17 protein-coding genes and 1 other RNA gene are annotated in these 18,134 nt (G+C 42.4%); 7 read left to right on the top strand and 11 right to left on the bottom strand.

Annotated elements, in window-relative coordinates:
• Positions 1–57: 57 nt before the first annotated feature.
• The 3 genes from AC2A4J_RS15005 to AC2A4J_RS15015 all read right to left on the bottom strand — a co-directional run bounded on the left by AC2A4J_RS15005 (position 58) and on the right by AC2A4J_RS15015 (position 3,329).
• Positions 58–1,725, bottom strand: coding sequence for a methyl-accepting chemotaxis protein (locus tag AC2A4J_RS15005; RefSeq protein WP_484176611.1), 1,668 nt, complete (start codon positions 1,723–1,725; stop codon positions 58–60).
• Positions 1,726–2,046: 321 nt separating this feature from the next.
• A complete protein-coding gene (gene hisI, locus AC2A4J_RS15010) occupies positions 2,047–2,451 on the bottom strand; it encodes a phosphoribosyl-AMP cyclohydrolase (RefSeq protein WP_484176612.1) in 405 nt (134 codons plus the stop codon).
• A complete protein-coding gene (locus AC2A4J_RS15015; protein WP_484176613.1) occupies positions 2,448–3,329 on the bottom strand; it encodes a 6-carboxytetrahydropterin synthase in 882 nt (293 codons plus the stop codon). Before AC2A4J_RS15015 ends, hisI begins: the two co-directional genes overlap by 4 nt.
• A 222-nt stretch (positions 3,330–3,551) precedes the next feature.
• On the opposite strand from AC2A4J_RS15015, the gene ffs reads away from it, so the two are divergent.
• Positions 3,552–3,648, top strand: an RNA gene (gene ffs, locus AC2A4J_RS15020) — signal recognition particle sRNA small type.
• Between the two features lie 56 nt (positions 3,649–3,704).
• On the opposite strand, the gene AC2A4J_RS15025 is transcribed toward ffs, so the two are convergent.
• The gene (locus AC2A4J_RS15025) at positions 3,705–3,815 is read right to left on the bottom strand and encodes a carbon storage regulator (protein WP_484176614.1); all 111 of its coding nucleotides are present in this window, start codon (positions 3,813–3,815) and stop codon (positions 3,705–3,707) included.
• A gap of 370 nt (positions 3,816–4,185) precedes the next feature.
• Between AC2A4J_RS15025 and AC2A4J_RS15030 the strand changes: the two genes are divergently transcribed.
• Complete coding sequence (locus AC2A4J_RS15030; RefSeq protein ID WP_484176615.1) at positions 4,186–6,000, top strand: NACHT domain-containing protein; 1,815 nt, start codon at positions 4,186–4,188, stop codon at positions 5,998–6,000.
• A 425-nt stretch (positions 6,001–6,425) separates the two neighbouring features.
• On the opposite strand, the gene AC2A4J_RS15035 is transcribed toward AC2A4J_RS15030, so the two are convergent.
• On the bottom strand, positions 6,426–6,983 hold the full coding sequence (locus tag AC2A4J_RS15035) for a DNA-binding protein (protein ID WP_484176616.1): 558 nt from the start codon (positions 6,981–6,983) through the stop codon (positions 6,426–6,428).
• 1,084 nt (positions 6,984–8,067) lie between these two features.
• On the opposite strand from AC2A4J_RS15035, the gene proV reads away from it, so the two are divergent.
• The 5 genes from proV (at position 8,068) to umuC (ending at position 13,293) form a co-directional block, all read left to right on the top strand.
• Complete coding sequence (gene proV, locus AC2A4J_RS15040) at positions 8,068–9,264, top strand: glycine betaine/L-proline ABC transporter ATP-binding protein ProV (protein ID WP_255828909.1); 1,197 nt, start codon at positions 8,068–8,070, stop codon at positions 9,262–9,264.
• Positions 9,261–10,325, top strand: a complete 1,065-nt coding sequence (gene proW / locus AC2A4J_RS15045) for a glycine betaine/L-proline ABC transporter permease ProW (protein WP_484176617.1) — start codon at positions 9,261–9,263, stop codon at positions 10,323–10,325. Before proV ends, proW begins: the two co-directional genes overlap by 4 nt.
• A 44-nt stretch (positions 10,326–10,369) precedes the next feature.
• Positions 10,370–11,356, top strand: a complete 987-nt coding sequence (gene proX / locus AC2A4J_RS15050) for a glycine betaine/L-proline ABC transporter substrate-binding protein ProX (RefSeq protein ID WP_255828911.1) — start codon at positions 10,370–10,372, stop codon at positions 11,354–11,356.
• Positions 11,357–11,575: 219 nt separating this feature from the next.
• Positions 11,576–12,022, top strand: a complete 447-nt coding sequence (umuD, locus tag AC2A4J_RS15055; protein WP_484176618.1) for a translesion error-prone DNA polymerase V autoproteolytic subunit — start codon at positions 11,576–11,578, stop codon at positions 12,020–12,022.
• Complete coding sequence (umuC, locus tag AC2A4J_RS15060; protein WP_484176619.1) at positions 12,022–13,293, top strand: translesion error-prone DNA polymerase V subunit UmuC; 1,272 nt, start codon at positions 12,022–12,024, stop codon at positions 13,291–13,293. The genes umuD and umuC overlap by 1 nt, the downstream gene beginning before the upstream one ends.
• 95 nt (positions 13,294–13,388) lie before the next feature.
• Here the strand turns inward: umuC and AC2A4J_RS15065 are convergent, their stop codons facing one another.
• The 6 genes from AC2A4J_RS15065 to AC2A4J_RS15090 form a co-directional block, all read right to left on the bottom strand.
• Positions 13,389–13,757: a methionine-R-sulfoxide reductase gene (locus tag AC2A4J_RS15065; protein WP_484176620.1), complete on the bottom strand. Its 369-nt coding sequence runs from the start codon at positions 13,755–13,757 to the stop codon at positions 13,389–13,391.
• A gap of 206 nt (positions 13,758–13,963) precedes the next feature.
• On the bottom strand, positions 13,964–14,500 hold the full coding sequence (gene yjgA / locus AC2A4J_RS15070) for a ribosome biogenesis factor YjgA (protein ID WP_255829003.1): 537 nt from the start codon (positions 14,498–14,500) through the stop codon (positions 13,964–13,966).
• 6 nt (positions 14,501–14,506) lie between these two features.
• On the bottom strand, positions 14,507–15,859 hold the full coding sequence (gene mgtE, locus AC2A4J_RS15075) for a magnesium transporter (protein ID WP_255829004.1): 1,353 nt from the start codon (positions 15,857–15,859) through the stop codon (positions 14,507–14,509).
• Between the two features lie 7 nt (positions 15,860–15,866).
• Positions 15,867–16,136: an HPr family phosphocarrier protein gene (locus AC2A4J_RS15080; protein ID WP_255829005.1), complete on the bottom strand. Its 270-nt coding sequence runs from the start codon at positions 16,134–16,136 to the stop codon at positions 15,867–15,869.
• A gap of 9 nt (positions 16,137–16,145) precedes the next feature.
• A complete protein-coding gene (gene ptsN, locus AC2A4J_RS15085; RefSeq protein ID WP_255829006.1) occupies positions 16,146–16,595 on the bottom strand; it encodes a PTS IIA-like nitrogen regulatory protein PtsN in 450 nt (149 codons plus the stop codon).
• A gap of 17 nt (positions 16,596–16,612) precedes the next feature.
• Positions 16,613–18,082 (bottom strand): RNA polymerase factor sigma-54, encoded by a 1,470-nt coding sequence (locus tag AC2A4J_RS15090; RefSeq protein WP_255829007.1) that lies wholly within the window; start codon positions 18,080–18,082, stop codon positions 16,613–16,615.
• Between the last annotated feature and the right edge of the window lie 52 nt (positions 18,083–18,134).

Consider the following 18,134-nt stretch of genomic DNA (forward strand, 5'->3'; position numbering starts at 1 on the left):
GGGGAAGTGAGTAACTTCCCCTGAGGTATTAATCTAAAAAAGTATACCCCTGTAGCGCTATACTTTGAAATAGCTGATTTTTGTCGACAACTGCGTGGCCAATGAAGCTAATTGCTCTGCAGAGTTGCTAATTGAGTGAATCGATTTCGTCGTACGTGAGGCAATCTCGGTAATGTTTTCAACATTGCGACTGACTTCAGCGGTTACTGACGCTTGCTCTTCGGCTGTCGCTGAGATTCTGTCGTTCATATCGCGAATCTTGGACACGGATTGGTTGATGTGACGCAGTGAGTCTTCTTCGTGTTTCACTTGGTTTACCGCATCCGTAGAACGTTGATGGCTGGATGTCATGGCTTTCACTGCCGAGCTGGTGCCGCTTTGTAATAGGGCGATCATTTTCTCGATTTCTTGTGTGGCGTTTTGCGTGTTCTGTGCCAGGTGACGCACTTCGTCGGCTACCACGGCAAAGCCTCGGCCTTGCTCACCTGCTCGCGCTGCTTCAATTGCCGCGTTTAGTGCAAGTAGGTTAGTTTGTTCGGCAATGCCTAGGATAGTATTCAGAATGGTGCTGATTTCTTGAGTATTAGACTGTAGTTCATTAATAGTATCGGCAGAACTGGCAATTTCGCTCGCTAGCTCCTGAATGCTGGCAATGGTTTTTGTCACAATCGCTGTGCCTTCATTGGCCGCTGTTTCAGCATTGTGGGCGGCTTGGCTCGCGTCTGTAGTTGACTCAGAAACATGAACTGCCGTGGATTGTATTTCTTGTATTGCCTGAGAAATGAAGTTGGTTTCTTCTTGTTGACGATCCACCATTTCTGAGGACTCATCGGTAATTCGATTTAGGTCATTGGCCGCACTTGTCAGCATGGAACTGGATTCCGCCACATCGTGCAAAATACTACTAAGCTGAATGACCAATTTGTCCATGGAAGTTTCTAGCATGCCGATTTCGTCTTTGCGTGTACTGGCTATTTTAGACTGCGCTAAATTACCTGAGGCAATGTCTTCTGCTCGTCTAACGGCTTTAATCAGCGGTCTACAAATGCCATTCACAATGATGATGCTAACGATGATACCGATCGCAATAAGTACTGCTGCCAGTATACCGCTAGCATAAATTGTTTGGTCTAGCTTGCGGTTTTGGTTATCGGCAATGGCACTGCTGTATTCGTTGATGGCCGCTATGATTTGTTCCATGTGCTTGTTCACCTCTATGAGACTTGCATCAGCGGCGCGGCGTGATTTGTTTGCCTTCATAGTGTTTAGCTTTACCCACCAGCTGTAAGTTTCTGTGCTGGCTTCTAGAAAAACGGCTTGCTCTTCTTCAAGTACATGTATTTCTTTTAATAGATCGTTCAGGCCATCGTTTGCTGGCATGGTAGCTAGGATGTTTTTGACGTTTTCGATACTGGTGACTAACTCGCCAGTGTAGGTTTTGAATTTATCTGCTGATTCTTCTATTAACTCTGTTCCGTAGCCACCAATTGTTTTTGCAATAGAGACTTGGAAGTAACCCCGCTCAAATTCGACTGATTGTTGTAGTAAAAGCTGGCGGCTTTTTTCTAAATTTTTGACCAGCAAAAGGCTTTTAGAGGAAAGGCTTTGTAGTTCGGAAGAGACTGATTTACTGGTTAAAGCGGAGCTGATACTAACTCCTACAATAACCAGTGAGAACAATACAATAAGCGACAATATTTTTGTGCGCACGGACAGTTTTATCATAGCGAATCCAATATTAAGAGTGGAAGAGAATGGCAATTAATGAGCAATAGTCATGCCATTACATTACTTTACAGAAATAACGCCTGCTTATAGCTTTCTATGTATTGGTACGTATTTTTCTGCTTTTGGTACTAATTTAAGAAAGTAGGGCGTGGTGATACAGATTGGGTCATTTCTGTGTCATGTATTGGCTCATTTTTCTTGTCTTAAATGTGCAAGAAAAGCGGCCGACTCTTAAGATAGCGTGAAATGGGAGCAAAGGTACAGAAGTAATTTGAATTTACGCACCGAGATGGTGCGCAAATTGCGAGAAAGAGTGAGCTATTGTGGTGCGGATTTTATAACCACTTCATTTCCTTCGACGGTGAAGAAAAAGCAGTCACGACGGTTAGTATGGCAAGCTGGCCCTTTTTGATCCACTTGGATAAGTATGGCATCGCCATCGCAATCAAACGACATAGACACCAACGTTTGACGATGACCAGAACTTTCGCCTTTACGCCAATAGGTTTGACGAGAGCGAGACCAATAGCACACTTGGCCTGTTTCTAACGTCTCACGAATGGATTTTTCATTCATGTAGGCCAGCATTAAGACTTCGCCAGTATCGTGTTGTTGCGCGATAGCAGCGACCAAACCATGTTCGTCTGTTTTTAGGTTGGCTAATACCGTGTCTAAAGAGAGTGTTTCGCCTTTGGCGAGGTTCTCGTATTCTTTTAAGCTCATATTCTTGCCTTAAGTTTTTCTGAAATCGCACCTTTGCCAATGCCTTCAAAGCCGTGGGCTTCAATGTGTGTGCCTGGATTTTCTTCTGCCAAAACATCAGCAATGTGTGCGGAAAGGGATTCGACCGTCGTATCACAATCCAGCATGTAAACTTGATTGCTGTCGATTTTTAGCTCAAACAAACCTTGCTGACTGGTATAGCTGAAAAAATGATAGTTCACGCCATTTTCCGTGACTTCATTCTGCAAGTCTTCTTGAGTGCCTAAATAAATGTCTTCCCAACGTGTTGCCCAATCGTGCTCCATAGCATCGTTACGCACGCCATCGGCATAAATCTCAACCGTAGATCGGTGACCATGAGCAATACGCTGACAATTGCCTGCGTGTTTCTTCAAGCCATGGCTGTATTGATACTGCGCACCAGTGATGTGCTCTGGTGTAAAACGCACGCTTACGGCTTCTAATTCCGCTGGCAGCAGATTGAGAATTTGTGACTCAACCCATTTAGCAACCGCTTCTGGTGTAATTTCTGTCATTGGCAAAACGCAAATTGCTTGAGTCGGTGCATCGCACTGAAATACACGTTTGTCGCCAGCGATTTCTTTATTGTGATCAAAATGAAACGACACGCGGTCATTAGCTAATGGCGTGAGTGTTGAGCCACTGTGCTCAGCAGGAATCGCCAGCATGTGGTCAATGTTGTCATCGAGCCATTTCTTGATTTGTTTTTTAACGATACTGAAATCACAAATCATGCTTTCGTCGTTTAACTTGCCAGTCAGTACAATGTCTGTCTGCCAGCTTTCACCCAACAATCCGCGTGTGGCATCAAAGTAGGAAAAATCCACGTGGGTCAGGTTTTTTACAAATAGCTTCAACTCGCGACTCCTATGATTCTTAATGGCGCGTATCTTACCGTAAATAGAAGCAGCGTTATAGCGTGATACGAAAAAGCAAAAGCATAGGGAAATAGTAGGAAAGGGCACCAGATAAGCAAAAAGATTTAAGTATTTGAAAATACATAAGAAAGGCGGTTGATATTTCGAATTGGCTGCGTATAATTGCGCCCCAAGGTCAACAGGCCTCCTTTATGGTGTCTCTGCTGGTCCCCTCGCAACGATAAACCGTTAATCTGGTCAGGTCCGGAAGGAAGCAGCCACAGCGGTGGACTTGTGTGCCGAGGTGCGGCTGGTAGAGATGCCACCTTAATCTCCCCAAAGTTCTAAACTCTCCTTTTTTACATCATTTTTATCTCATTTTTTAATGCCTTTATAAATCTCTTCACGATGTACCGTCACGTCTTTTGGTGTTGTCGCACCGACTCGAAATTGTCCATCTTTACGACTGATATTTAATTTCACCACGGCAAAACAGACCAACCCGCACCCGCTAATATTGCAGCCCAAAGCCAACAGCTACAAAACAAAAACAAAAGCATCACCTTCGCGCCCGTACTCCACCTAACACCAACAGGCAACCCAAGTTACGACCAACAACTCAGCGACCAAGTAATAGAAAGACTCAAAGCCGAATTTGCACAGGGAATGATGGGCAACATGGACGTGGCCACAAGGGCCGATGGGTGCATGACGGGTAAGAGGGGGAGTTAGGTTTGAGAGTTGTCAGTGGTTTGTAATGTATTTCTGGTGTTACAACAGAGAGAGCTTTAGTATAAATTCAGATTTTTCACTACAAAAGTGGTGGCTATAAGCAGATTATATTGATGAGGATAAAATGGATATAAATTTAATCGTTACAGATCTTATCAAAGATTTTACCTCCACAGTTGTAAGGAAAGGTGCGGATATAGGAAATGCTCAGTATGAGAAAGCTAGAGTGGGATTTGAACTTTGTTTTAAACGATATTTAATGAGATCTCATGAACGGTACTCAAAAATAAAGACATTACTATATAGAGATAGGCCTGTAAGTTTAACAAAACATTATGTATGCACTGATTTTTCTTTAGATCGAAATAAAATATCTGGTGATATTTTGCTTGATAAAATCCGAGACAATAAAAAAAATATTGTTATGGGTACTGCGGGTTCTGGAAAATCTGTTTTGCTTAGAAAAATGTTTTTAGAATCTTTGGAAAATAAAAAGGGATTTATACCGATATTAATTGAATTAAGGCTTTTGATTAATCCTAGTGGTGGTATATCAATATATGATTATATCTACAAATCACTTTCTGATTTAGAGAAAAAATTCACTAAAGATCAGTTCGAATACGCCCTTGAAAAAGGGAAGTTTATTTTATTCCTTGATGGATTTGATGAAATTGATTATGACAAAAAAGAAATCTACGAGAGTGAGATACTTGGATTATCAAACAAATATTTCGAGTCAATTTTTGTAATATCTAGTAGGCCGGATGAATGTTTTTCCTCTTGGGATGAGTTTTTTGTTTATAAAACACTACCTTTAAATAAAGAGCAGTCAGTAGATTTGATTGGTCGGATTGAATACGATGACGAGGTTAAACTAAAGTTTATAGATGAACTTAATAATGGTTTGTATGATAAGCATAGAGACTTCTTATCGAATCCTCTTCTTCTAACAATGATGCTTTTGACGTATGAACAATTAGCAGAAATACCGGAGAAAATTCATATTTTTTATGAACAAGCCTTTGATACCCTTTTTCATAAACATGATGCTATAAAAGCCCTGTATAAGAGAAGGTCATACTCAGGCCTTCCAATAGATGAATTCAAAAAAATATTTTCTACCTTTTGTATAATTACATATTCTGATAGTAAGATGAGTTTCACGAAACATGAAATTATATCATATATTGATAAAGCTTTGACAATTGAAACAAATGAAGCGGATTCAGTTAGTATATTCAAAGATCTTGTCGAGTCTGTATGTATAATACAAAAGGATGGGAATTTATATACTTTCTCACATAGATCATTTCAAGAATATTTTACTGCATATTATATTTCAATATCACAATTTATAGATGTAAAAAATATTTTGGATTGCATTTCGATTTCTCATCCTAAAGATAATGTTATGTCAATGATTTTTGAATTGAATATTGAAAAAGTGGAAACTAAATGGGTGATACCAAAAATAGAAGAATTTTTGTCAATTGGTAAAATTTATCTTGATAGAAAAGATTTTTTAAGTTTTATTGGTCTGTTTCATGAAGGTATTTATTTTAAAGATGGAGCGCGAGGTTACTATTCTGGAGGTAATTTTTTAAGTGAAAATGGAAGGTTCTTAAGTGTCGTTAGGAGATTATATTTAAAAAAAATGAAGTCCTTAGCTCATTTCGAGAATAATGGTTTTGGCTCTAATGATTTAAGATCTGATTTTTTGAATTACGCTGATGAGGTGATTGGTAGTAATGTTGTAAAAGCTCTTAATTTCAAAGAATTTCCTACTGACTCAAGTTGGTTTAATGAAACTTCATTTCCAAAAGCATGTGAAAGTGAATATGCATTTTATAGTGAAATTTTAAAAAATCTCGTAGATAAATATGAAAGAAAAGATAAAAGCTTGAGTTCTTTGCTTTTAGGATTTAATAAAAAATAGGATGTTTAGATTATGTAGTTTGGGGTCAGATGAAAAATAGCATCTAGTTTTTATCTACTCCAAACAGCTCCACTAGCAAAAACAATCACAGACAATCTAGCGCTAGCGGAAAAAGACAGCTATTTCCTCCAAGGAAGGCAACTGCTCAACAACATCGTCAAATCCATGCAGATACAAAGCAGAATTTGGGGTCAGATGAAAAATTGATTGTAAACGACGTCGCCAAATCCTTTGAGAATTTGGAGTCAGATAAAAAGTTGATTGTAAACGATGCTGCTAAATACTTTTATTTAACAGAAAGCATCTCTACTGTCCTCGTCTACACCATGAACATGATTCAACCTATCCGAAACTACCAGCAGAAAAACTGTATTAGTCTAATAAAACCGTACATCATTTTAGGTGGTAACATTGCCAAATTAGATCTAATGCAGTTCTAAAATACGTTCAGCTTTTGGGAAAACCCTTGTGATATTTTTAGGTGTAGGGCTTTCAAGCTCATTTATTTCTTTATAAACGTTTACTTCTCTGGCTGCGGAGGCTATCTCGAAAAGTGTTCCGTCAAAAGTGTGCTTTTGTGTATGCGCATTACTCCAGTTTAGGATCTTTATTAAATGCCAAATTTGGGTTGTTCCGGAGTGTACAGGTGCAGGAAATGTATCTGAAAAGGTTTTAACCATTTTTTGAATGGCTTGGCGGCTCACTTTAAAAATAGATGCAATTCCGCTTATGCCCACAAGGTCTGGGCCACACTCTATTAACGTTGCTCTTGGAATGGCTTTTTGTACATCACTAATCGCAGTAAGAATTGCTTCAATAGCACTTTCTGCCTCTCTGCTGAAATCTAAAGCGATTCGGCCCTTTGTACCTAGGCCAATTAAAGCGTCATCACATCCTGCTTCCATTAAAGTATCTATGTAAATTTGTGGATCTGCATCAATATTGGGTAATGCAAATTTCAAAGTGAATTCATAGTCTTTCATGGCTTAATTCCCGCTTTCTTTGTCTATATAAATACAGTTGTCGACAACCCGAATAATTTGCTTTGCATGATTTTTAGGGTTTTTTGGTGTGCTCCAAATACTGGAAATGCAGAACTCTCAACACCGACAATCTTTTTTATTTTTGTGGCATTTTAATAGTCCCCATGCATGAGCGCTTTTTCCTGTTTCCTTGAATGTCCACTTTTTACTTTCAGCGTATGCAACGGCTGCTTCAATATCCTTATCAGGGTGTTTCTTGCGCTTGCTCATTGAGTCTCCATCAATGGGTTGCGGTTTAGTTCGTGAAATGGAAGGTTGTCAATTGACAACCTGTAAAGTATTAATAATAAATACTCCTTTAACTATACCGTCTTTATTGAATTTTTTACCAATATGCCACCCGATAGGCTTATTCATTCATGACGTGTCTTTTGTATCTAAGGCATAATCATGCGCCAAAAGATGCTGCTTGGTGGCTTTGTCTTGTCGCTTAGCGAGGGCGCGTCTTACGAAAGGCTGCAATTTTTGAGTTAGCTGAAAAATAGCGCCTAAGCTTCCTCTGCTCCCAGCTATTCAGCGAGCAAAAAAACACCTTCCCACGCACTGCCATAGCCGCTATTTCCTTCAAGGCTTTTAGCTGCATAACAACACTATCAAATCCATATAAATTGATCCTGTCGTCGCTTTGTTTGAGTGTCATTTCAAAGCGATATACCGATTTCACACCTTAAGAATGTCACAATGATGGCGGGCTATTTTGGTGCGAGCTACTGACTGAGTGACCCATTGGTTTGCATTTTTTATTACAGCTCTATATATCATTGTTTTAGGACGGTGTTCTTTAAAGAAAGCTTCGTGCGTGTTTTTTGGTCATTTTTGCATGTATTTGAGCAAATAAAACGCAAATAATAGGTGTTTTCTGATTGCTATATGGGGTGCGCTTAGCGTTGGCAAGGTTATTGAATATTAAATAAACCGTAAACATTTAGACTTGTAAACAATAAAGATAGTCTCTATGCTAAATAAACGTTAAGTCGTTCTTTGATAACGATTTACGCATTATGTTTCACAACAGAGAGCCGCTATGGTTACAAAACTCGAAGTTAAGAACCTATATAAGATTTTTGGCGAGCATCCGAAAAAAGCATTGAAGATGCTAGACAAAGGTATAAACAAAGACGAAATTTTTAAAAAGACGGGTCAGACTGTTGGTGTGAAGAATGCCAGTTTGGCGATTAAAGAGGGTGAAATATTTGTTGTAATGGGGCTCTCTGGTTCAGGTAAATCCACACTTGTTCGCTTATTAAACCGTCTTATTGAACCTACCCAAGGCCAAGTGTTAATTGATGGCCATGACATTACAAAAGTGGATGACAAGGCATTACGCGATATTCGACGCAGCAAAATTAGTATGGTCTTCCAGTCCTTTGCGTTAATGCCTCACATGAATGTGCTTGATAATACAGCTTTTGGTTTAGAGCTTTCTGGTGTCGACGTAAAAGAACGTCACGAAAAAGCACGTGACGCATTGGCTCAAGTTGGTTTGGAATCGCACGCAAACAGTTATCCTGATGAATTGTCTGGCGGCATGCAGCAGCGTGTTGGTTTGGCCAGAGCGTTAACCAATGACCCTGATATTCTACTTATGGATGAGGCATTTTCAGCCCTCGATCCTCTTATTCGAACAGAAATGCAGGATGAATTAGTCCGTTTGCAGTCTGAGCAACAGCGCACGGTGGTGTTTATTTCCCATGACCTTGATGAAGCCATGCGAATAGGCGATCGAATCGCCATCATGCAGGGCGGTGAAGTTGTTCAGGTCGGCACTCCAGATGATATTTTGCATAACCCAGCCAATGATTATGTCCGTTCTTTCTTTAAAGGCGTTGATGTTAGTAATGTTTTCTGCGCTAGAGATATTGCTTCTAGATCTAGCCTCACTCTCATTAAGAAAGATTCTAGTGAGGGGCTTATAACTGGTTTGAAATTATTAAATGAAAATGAGCGTGACTATGGTTATGTGATTGATAAAAGCCAGCGCTTCTTAGGAGTGGTATCTGCTATTTCACTGCAAGATGTGATTAAGAATAAGCAGACGCTTGCTGAGGCTATTATTAATGATGTGGAGGCTATTTCGGCTGATACGTCGATCAGGGACATTATTTCGATCGTTGCTCACTCCCCCTGTGCTGTACCAGTTGTTGACGACCAGCAAAAGTACGTAGGTGTTGTCAGTAAAGCGCGTTTACTAGAAACATTGGATAGGGAGGCTACCGCATGAGTACTGAATCAAATCCATGGGCAACCGCGCCAGATGATACTGGGGCCGCGGAATCAACGGCGAGTAATCCTTGGGGTGGGGCTGCGTCAACGCAAGGTTCAGATGCTGCATCCATGTCTGCCAGTGGTACACCCGTTGAGCAAACTGACTTTAGTTTACTTCATCCTTTCCAAGATGTTTGGATTCCGCTTGATCACTGGATCGAAAGTGGCGTTGGTTGGGTGGTGACGAACTTTCGTCCCTTTTTTACCGCTGTCAAAGCCCCTGTAGACGCGACGTTGACTGCGGTCGATAGTGCATTTAACGCCGCTCCGCCGCTTTTTGTTATTGCTTTGTTTGGTTTAATTGCTTGGCAATTATCTGGGAAGCGCCTAGCAATAGGTTCTGTTATAGGCTTGTTTGTGCTTGGTGCTATTGGTGCTTGGCAAGAGTCCATGACGACCTTAGCTTTGGTTGTAACGTCCGTGTTGTTTTGTATTGTATTGGGTATTCCTACGGGGATTGCTATGGCGCGTAGTGATCGTGCTGCAAAAGTGATTCGCCCGATCTTGGATATTATGCAAACGACACCCGCTTTCGTGTATTTGGTCCCAATCGTTATGCTCTTTGGTATTGGTAATGTGCCTGGGGTTATTGTGACCATTATTTTTGCGGTCGCGCCGGTTATTCGTTTAACAAACCTTGGTATTCGACAAGTACCCAGTGACTTAATAGAGGCGGCGAACTCGTTTGGTGCGGATAAGAAACAGATGTTGTTCAAGGTTCAATTACCACTTGCTATGCCGACTATTATGGCTGGCGTTAACCAAACGTTAATGTTGGGCTTATCCATGGTGGTTATTGCATCAATGATTTCCGTTGGTGGATTAGGTTTGATGGTACTGCGAGGGATCGGTCGATTAGACATTGGTCTCGCGACTATTGGTGGTATCGGTATTGTCATTCTCGCGGTTATTTTAGATCGCATGACGCAGTCGCTTGGTCAAGATGCTCGTCAGCGTGGTACGCGCCATTGGTATGAAACCGGACCAATTGGCTTATTACTTGCGTTTAAAAAATGAAAATCAAAACGGTTACAAAAAACTCATTCAAAGGAGATGTTCCAATGAAAAAGGTAATTACACTAACTTCACTTGCCACACTGTTTAGCGGTGCTGTCTTAGCCGATGGTCACTTGCCAGGCGAGGGTGTAAAAGTCACAGCAGTACAAAGCCCAATCGCAGAAGAAACGTTTCAGACTGTTGTTGTTAACAAAGCGCTAGAAAAATTAGGCTACGATGTGCAGCCAATTAAAGAAGTAGACTACAGTGCTGGCTATACGTCTGTTGCTAATGGCGATACGCAGTTTCTTGCAGTGAACTGGTACCCACTTCATAACTCTATGTACAAAAACGCGGGTGGAGATGACAAATTTTTTCGCGGCGGTAATTACATAGATGGAGCGGCACAAGGTTATTTGATTGATAAAAAAACCGCTGATAAATATGATATTACTAATATCGACGATTTCAAAGATCCGAAAATTGCCGCTTTATTTGATACTAATGGAGACGGTACCGCTGACTTAACTGGTTGTCAGGCTGGTTGGGGTTGTGAGGGTGTTATTGAACATCAGCTAGATGCGTTCGGATTGCGTGATAAAATCACTCATAATCAGGGTCAATACGCGGCCATTATTTCTGACACCATTGCTCGTTTCAATGAAGGTGAGTCGATCTTTTATTACACTTGGACGCCATACTGGGTATCTGGCAAGCTTGTTCCCGGTCGTGACGTTGTATGGTTAGAAGTGCCTTATTCTTCTAATCCAAATGGTACTGATACGGCTCTACCGAATGGCAAAAACTACGGTTTTGATATCAATAGTGAACGAATTGTCGCGAATAAAGCGTTTGTTGAAGCAAACCCAGCGGCTAAAAAATTATTCGAGATCATGAAACTACCGATTAATGCAGTGAGTGCCGAGAATATGCTGATTGCTGATGGTGAAGATTCTCAGCGTGATATTGCTATTCATGCGGATAATTGGATTAGTGCCAATCAATCGACGTTTGATGGCTGGATTTCAGCTGCCAAGAAAGCGGCGAAATAAAGACACTTAGCTAGTCAGGTTTTGACTCTTCTAAACCATAGAAGATTCGTATCTTAATGCTAGTTACTTAAAAAGGATGCTGTATTTATACAGTGTCCTTTTTTATTTTTTAAAATTGGTAAAGGTAGACAGCTTTTCTTGCTTGTAACAAAAATTCACTTGGTCATTTGTGCTGCTTAAAACTATACTGTATATCCATACAGTATTTTGGTGTTTATCATGCGTGTGACTTATCTTGGTGTGTCTGAGTCGGCGGCGTTTATCGCGGCCAATAGTGTGCGAATCCCGCTTTATGTGGATTCTGTGTCGGCGGGTTTTCCTTCTCCCGCTCAGGACTTTGTTGAAAAATCCTTAGATTTAAATGAGTTCTGCGTGGCGCATCCGAATGCCACGTTCTACGTTCGTGCTCAGGGCGATTCGATGGTAGAGGCGGGCATCCATTCGGGCGATGTCTTGGTGGTGGATCGTTCGTTAACGGCTCGTCATGGAGACATCGTCATCGCCTGCATTCATGGGGAAATGACGGTGAAGACGTTGGAACTAAAGCCCAATGTGCTGCTTCGCCCGAAGAATAAAGCTTATAAAGCCATTCATATTACCGAAGAGTCTGAACTGGAAATTTTTGGTGTCGTCACGGGCGTGGTTCGTAAGTACGAGCGTCATTAATGCAAACGGTCTTTGCCTTGGTCGATTGCAATAACTTTTACGCCAGTTGCGAGAAGCTGTTTCGGCCAGATTTAAAGCATACGCCTGTTGCTGTGTTGTCGAATAATGACGGCTGTATTGTGGCGCGTTCCAAAGAGGTAAAGGCGCTGGGTATTAAGATGGGCGTGCCGATGTTTCAGGTGCAGGACGAGATAAGAAAGTTCGGCATTGTGTGCTTTTCGTCTAACTATGCACTGTATGCGGATATGTCTAATCGGGTGATGTCGATCTTAGAAGAGGAAGCGCCACGGTTGGAAGTGTATTCCATCGATGAAGCCTTTATGGACTTAACGGGCATTGATCATGTGACGGATTTACTGGCGTTTGGCAAACAAGTAAAAGCCAAGGTCGATAAGTGGACGGGCATTACGGTAGGTGTTGGCATCGCGCCAACCAAGACGCTGGCGAAGTTGGCCAACCATGCGGCGAAGAAATATCCAGCGACTGGCTCGGTGGTGGATTTAATGGACCCAGAGCGACAAAGGCGCTTGTTGGCTTTGTTGGATGTAAGTGATGTTTGGGGTGTTGGTCGTCGTACTACGACAAAGCTAAAGGCGAGGGGGATCAGCACAGCGTTGGATCTGGCGAATGCCGATCCTAAATCCATTCGTAGTGAGTTTTCTGTGGTGTTGGAGCGAACCATTCGAGAATTGAATGGGGTATCCTGCTTGGATTTAGAGTTAGTCAGGCCAACAAAGCAGCAGATTATTTGCAGTCGGTCATTTGGTCATAAAGTGACAGAAAAGCGTGAACTACGGGAGGCTATTGCTAAGTACACGACCAGAGCTGCCGAGAAACTACGTGGCGAAAAACGCCTTTGCCGTGTGGTTAGTATGTTTATTCGTACCAGTCCTTTTATTCCTAACGAACCGCAGTACGCGAAAACCCTTTCCGCTGAACTCCCCAACCCAAGCGACGACACTCGAGACTTATTGGAAGTGGCGGAGGTGTTGTTTCACCGACTTTGGCGTGACGGTTTTCGTTATATGAAAGCGGGTGTGATGCTTGCCGATTTTTACGAGCATAACGCCTTTCAGCAAGATTTGCTTCGAGCGGATAGTACGAAAGTAAACTCCAAAGCGCTTATGAGTGTAGTTGATCAAATAAACCACAGCGGCCTCGGTAATGTGTTTTTTGCCTCGCAAGGCGTCTCACCTCAATGGTCAATGAAACGCGAACACTTATCGCCAGGGTACACGACTAGGTGGGATGAACTACCCAAGGTTTGGTGAGGCTTTTTGTTCGCTGCTTCACGATAACACCTGATTTAGAAATAAAAAAACCGCCCAGAAGACGGTTTTATTGTTTAGTGCTTTGGACTCAGTAATCAGTCTTTGCTGACGAACTTCATAGAGATGGAGTTGACGCAGTGGCGGATGTTGTTTTCAGTGAGTCTTTCACCTTCAAATACATGCCCTAGGTGGCCTTCGCAGTTGGCGCAGACGATTTCTACGCGTCGACCGTCCGCATCAGGAACACGTTTTACTGCATTAGGGATCTCATCGTCAAAGCTTGGCCAGCCGCAATGAGAAATGAATTTGTGTTCTGAAGTATAAAGGGGGGCGTCACATTGGCGACAAACATAGAGGCCGCCTTCCATTTTGTCTGTGTATTCTCCGGTAAAGGGACGCTCTGTGCCTTTATCAAGAATGACACTGGCTTCTGCAGGGGTCAGCTTGTTGTAGGGTTTACTCATAAGACTTGTTCTCCTGTCACTATGATGGACGTTGTCGATATAAAGTATGTCATGTCTTATCGTTGCAGAGTATGACAATAAATTGCACGGTGAGTTCGGTTTTTTGTGAGAGACGTTTTTTTAGAGTTAATAACAAAAAGCCCATCTCATTAAAGATGGGCTTTTGAAGGTTTGATGCGTTATTAAGGCGTAGCTGGTCTTGGTGTTTACTCTGTTAGACCAAGACGCTTTTCTTCAGCCTCGCGCAAGAAGCGGAAAAGCTTTTTACGGTTTGTAGTGTTGCCTTCTTGAGACACTTCTTTTTGAGATTGACGAATGAGCTGTCTAAGAAGTTGGATGTCTTCAATTTGAGGGTTTTCCTCTAAGTATTGAGACAGCTCTTCTTTGCTGTTTTCACCGATTAGCGCATCTCGTTTGATCTCAAGCTGATGAAATAGCTTGTTGTAAGCGGCAGAGGTGGAATCAAACAATGCTACGCGATGCGCTATGGCTTCGTGGTCTTCTGTGCGCATTACCTTGCCGATGTATTGAAGGTGTCTTCTCATGGCTTCGTGTTTTTTGATTCGGCCAGCTTCAACGAATGCTTCGCGCAATGTGTCAGACATTTCTACTTTTTTAAGTTGGTTTTTGCTTAAGGCAAGTAGTTTTTTACCAAGATCTTGCAGGGCTTCCATTTCACGCTTGATCTGGGTTTTGCTCTTAGGGATTTCGTCTTCGTTTTCATATTGATCAAAGTCTGTCATGGGAACCTATATTAGAAAAATAGTAGCGAGACCAAGGAAGGATAAGAATCCAACCACGTCGGTCACGGTAGTCAAAATTACGCTGCCTGCAAGGGCAGGGTCGATGCCAATTTTTTTCAGCAAAATCGGCAGAAGTGTACCAGTGGTGGCTGCAAATAGCAGATTTATTATGATAGCTCCCGCAATGATATAGGCAATCTTGATGTTGTCAAACCAAAGTGCGGTGAGCGCGGCAATAACGGTTGCCCAAAGTAGGCCGTTAATGAGCCCAACAATAAGTTCTCTGTTGAGTAGCCAACGGGTGTTGGTGGAACCAATTTGGTTGAGTGCGATACCACGAATGACCAGAGTGAGTACTTGTGATCCGGCAATGCCGCCCATGCTGGCAACAATGGGCATGAGTATGGCGAGTGCGACAACTTGGTCCAGAGTGTCTTGGAATAAACCTATTACATACGATGCGGTGAAGGCTGTTATTAGGTTTATACCAAGCCACACTGCACGTCGCTTGGTGGTTTTCATGATAGGGGCGAAAGTATCTTCGTCGTCATCAAGACCCGCCATGCTTAACATGGAGTGTTCGGCTTCATCACGGATAACGTCAACAACGTCATCGATGGTAATACGGCCAAGTAATTTTTTGGTTTTTCCATCAATGACGGGAGCGGAAACCAAGTCCATCTTTTCAAAAAGTTGTGCTACTTCGCTGGCTTGGGTTTCTGCGTCAATAACAGTAAATTCGGTCTCCATGATATCGCGCACTGTGGCGTTGATGTCAGAGACTAATAGTGTGGTCAGGGGCAAGGTGCCTAGCAAGCGATCAGAGCGGCTGACAACAAGTAGGCTGTCTGTCATGTCTGGTAGAGAGTTGTGTCTGCGTAGGTAGCGAAACACCAGGTCGACGGTGATATTCGGACGTATGGTGATGGTGTCCGTGTTCATCAAGCCGCCGGCAGAATCTTCCGAGTAGCTTAATAGTGCTTCAACTCTTGTTCTGTCTTGCGTCGTCATGGACGCAAGCACTTCTTTTACTATTTTTTCTGGTAGATGTTGTAGTAAATCGGCAAGGTCATCGCTTTCAAAATGTTCGGATACGGCGATTAATCGCTCTGTATCCATGTTTTTCATGAATTGTACGCCAATATCTTCGCTCAGATATTGCAGTACTTCGCCTTCATTTTTGGCTTCAATTAGCTCCCAAAGAAGCTTACGTTCTTTGGGAGGGGAGGACTCTAATAGGCGAGCAACGTCCTGAGCTGGCAAAGCGCCGTTAAGTAAATAACGGATTTGCATGGTGGCACCAGATTCGAGCGATTCGGTGACCGTTTGCAGGTGGTTAAGCGTGTTTTGCTCTGACATTGATTCCTTACTCGTCTTCACCAAAACGATTGTTAATTAATTCTATCACCGCTTTAATTGCGTCGTTTTCATCTTCACCGTTGGTTTTGACACGAATTTCAGTGCCTTTGCCAGCGGCCAGCATCATCATGGCCATAATGCTTTTTCCATCAACATTGCGGCCTTCTTTTTCTATGGTGATGTCGCAAGAGAAACGAGAGGTTGTTTCAACCAGCTTGCCCGCTGCGCGAGCATGCAAGCCCAGTTTGTTTATGATTGTGACGGACTCTTCCTGCATGCTTATTACCTATATTAATGAGTCAAATATATTGAATAGTTCTTCACTGCTTTGTGCCGCACGTAATTTATCCAGTGATTCTGGAGATTGTGCTAACTCAGCGATTTGAGCCAATGTAGAAAGGTGTTGATCGCATTCTTGAGGTGGCACAATCAGCGCAAATATTAGGTCGACCGCTCGTTTATCGATAGAGTCAAAATCAATTGGAGTTTGCAGTGACATGACAACGATAGCTGTGTGGTTTGCCGACTCTAGACGACAATGCGGAATGGCAATGCCATTACCAATGCCTGTACTGCCTAGTTTTTCTCGGCCAAGTAGTGCGTCATAGATTTCTTCGTTGTTGCAATGAAGGCGGTTGGAAGCGACTTCAGCAAGGCTCTCAAGGACGCGTTTCTTACTAACAATGTCTTGTTTTGCGAGAACAAGTTCTGCTTTTAATAATGATTTCAAGGACATGATAAAATGGTATCCGTTTAGATCAGTCGTTTTCGTTCATTGGAAGGAGGGATGTTCATCGCCTCTCGATATTTGGCTACAGTACGTCGCGCAACCTGTATGCCTTGGTCTGCTAAAATAGCCGCTAGCTTGTTATCACTTAATGGCTTTTTCGCTGGTTCATCTGACACAAGCTTCTTAATCATAGCTCGTATTGCGGTAGAAGAACATTCTCCTCCAGAGGCGGTATTCACGTGGCTGGAGAAAAAATATTTAAGCTCAAAAATACCTTTTGGTGTGTGCATGTATTTTTGCGTCGTCACCCGTGAAATGGTTGACTCATGCATACCCACTTCTTCTGCAACATCATGAAGCACCATGGGTTTCATGGCTTCTTCACCGAGTTCGAAAAAATCAATTTGTCGACTTACAATGCAGCTGGCCACTTTCAATAATGTTTCGTTGCGGCTCTGCAAGCTCTTCATGAACCATTTTGCTTCTTGAAGAGAGGTTTTGATGTAAGTGGCGTCTTCTGTAGTTGCCGCTGTGCTCGCCATCGCAGAATAGGTTTCATTGATTTTGATTGGCGGTAGGGCGTCGTTGTTTAGCTCAACTTGCCATACACCATGACGCTTTTTCACTGAAACATCAGGAATGACGTAATCTGTATCATCTGCGTCGATCACTGAACCTGGGCGCGGGTTAAGCTGTTGAATCAAGTTGACGACTTCTTTTAGCGCTTCGTCTTTTAGTTTTGTCTTGCGGCTCAGTTGTGCGAAATCTCTATTACCTAATAGTGGCAGGTAATGGTCAATAAGGTTGTACGTGCTTTTGTAAAGTGGATGACTCTGGAAGGCTTCTAGTTGTACTAGAAGGCAGTCGCGTAGGTCGATTGAGCATACGCCAACAGGGTCGAAGCGTTGCAGTCTATGTTGCACAGCAATGACTTCTTCTATTTCTAGGTCTTCTAATTCGATGCCAAGGGACTCACAAATGTCATCGGTAGAAATGCTTAAGTAGCCATCAGGTTGAACGCATTCAATAATGGCATAAGCAATTTCAATGTCACGGTCTGACATGTGAGTTAAGTTCAATTGCCAAATTAGATGGTCTTGGATACTTTCAGCTGGAGCGTTGCGACTTTCGAAGTCTCCGTCACCTTCATAACTATTGTGATCACTGACAGCAGCAGAACTTTGATAGGTGTCATCCCAGTTACTATCGATAGATAGTTCTTCGGGGATGCTTTCAGTCCACTCTGATTCAACGCGTGCTTCTTCGTTGTTATCGACGGTTGTCTCAGGGGCACTTTTGGATTCTATGCTGGCTGGTATTTCGTTATGCAGTTGTTCGTCGTCGTCTAGCTCAAGCAGCGGGTTAGATTCAAGGAATTCGTGTATTTCTTGTTTTAAATCCAACGTAGAAAGCTGCAGCAAGCGAATAGCCTGTTGCAGTTGAGGCGTCATTGTCAGCTGTTGGCCGAGCTTTAATTGTAAAGACTGCTTCATAGAGCAACTCTTTCTTCTAATTGAATGAATTGGAATGAGTTGTGCATACTAC

The sequence above is a fragment of the Marinomonas sp. ATLA20 genome (genome assembly GCF_057180105.1).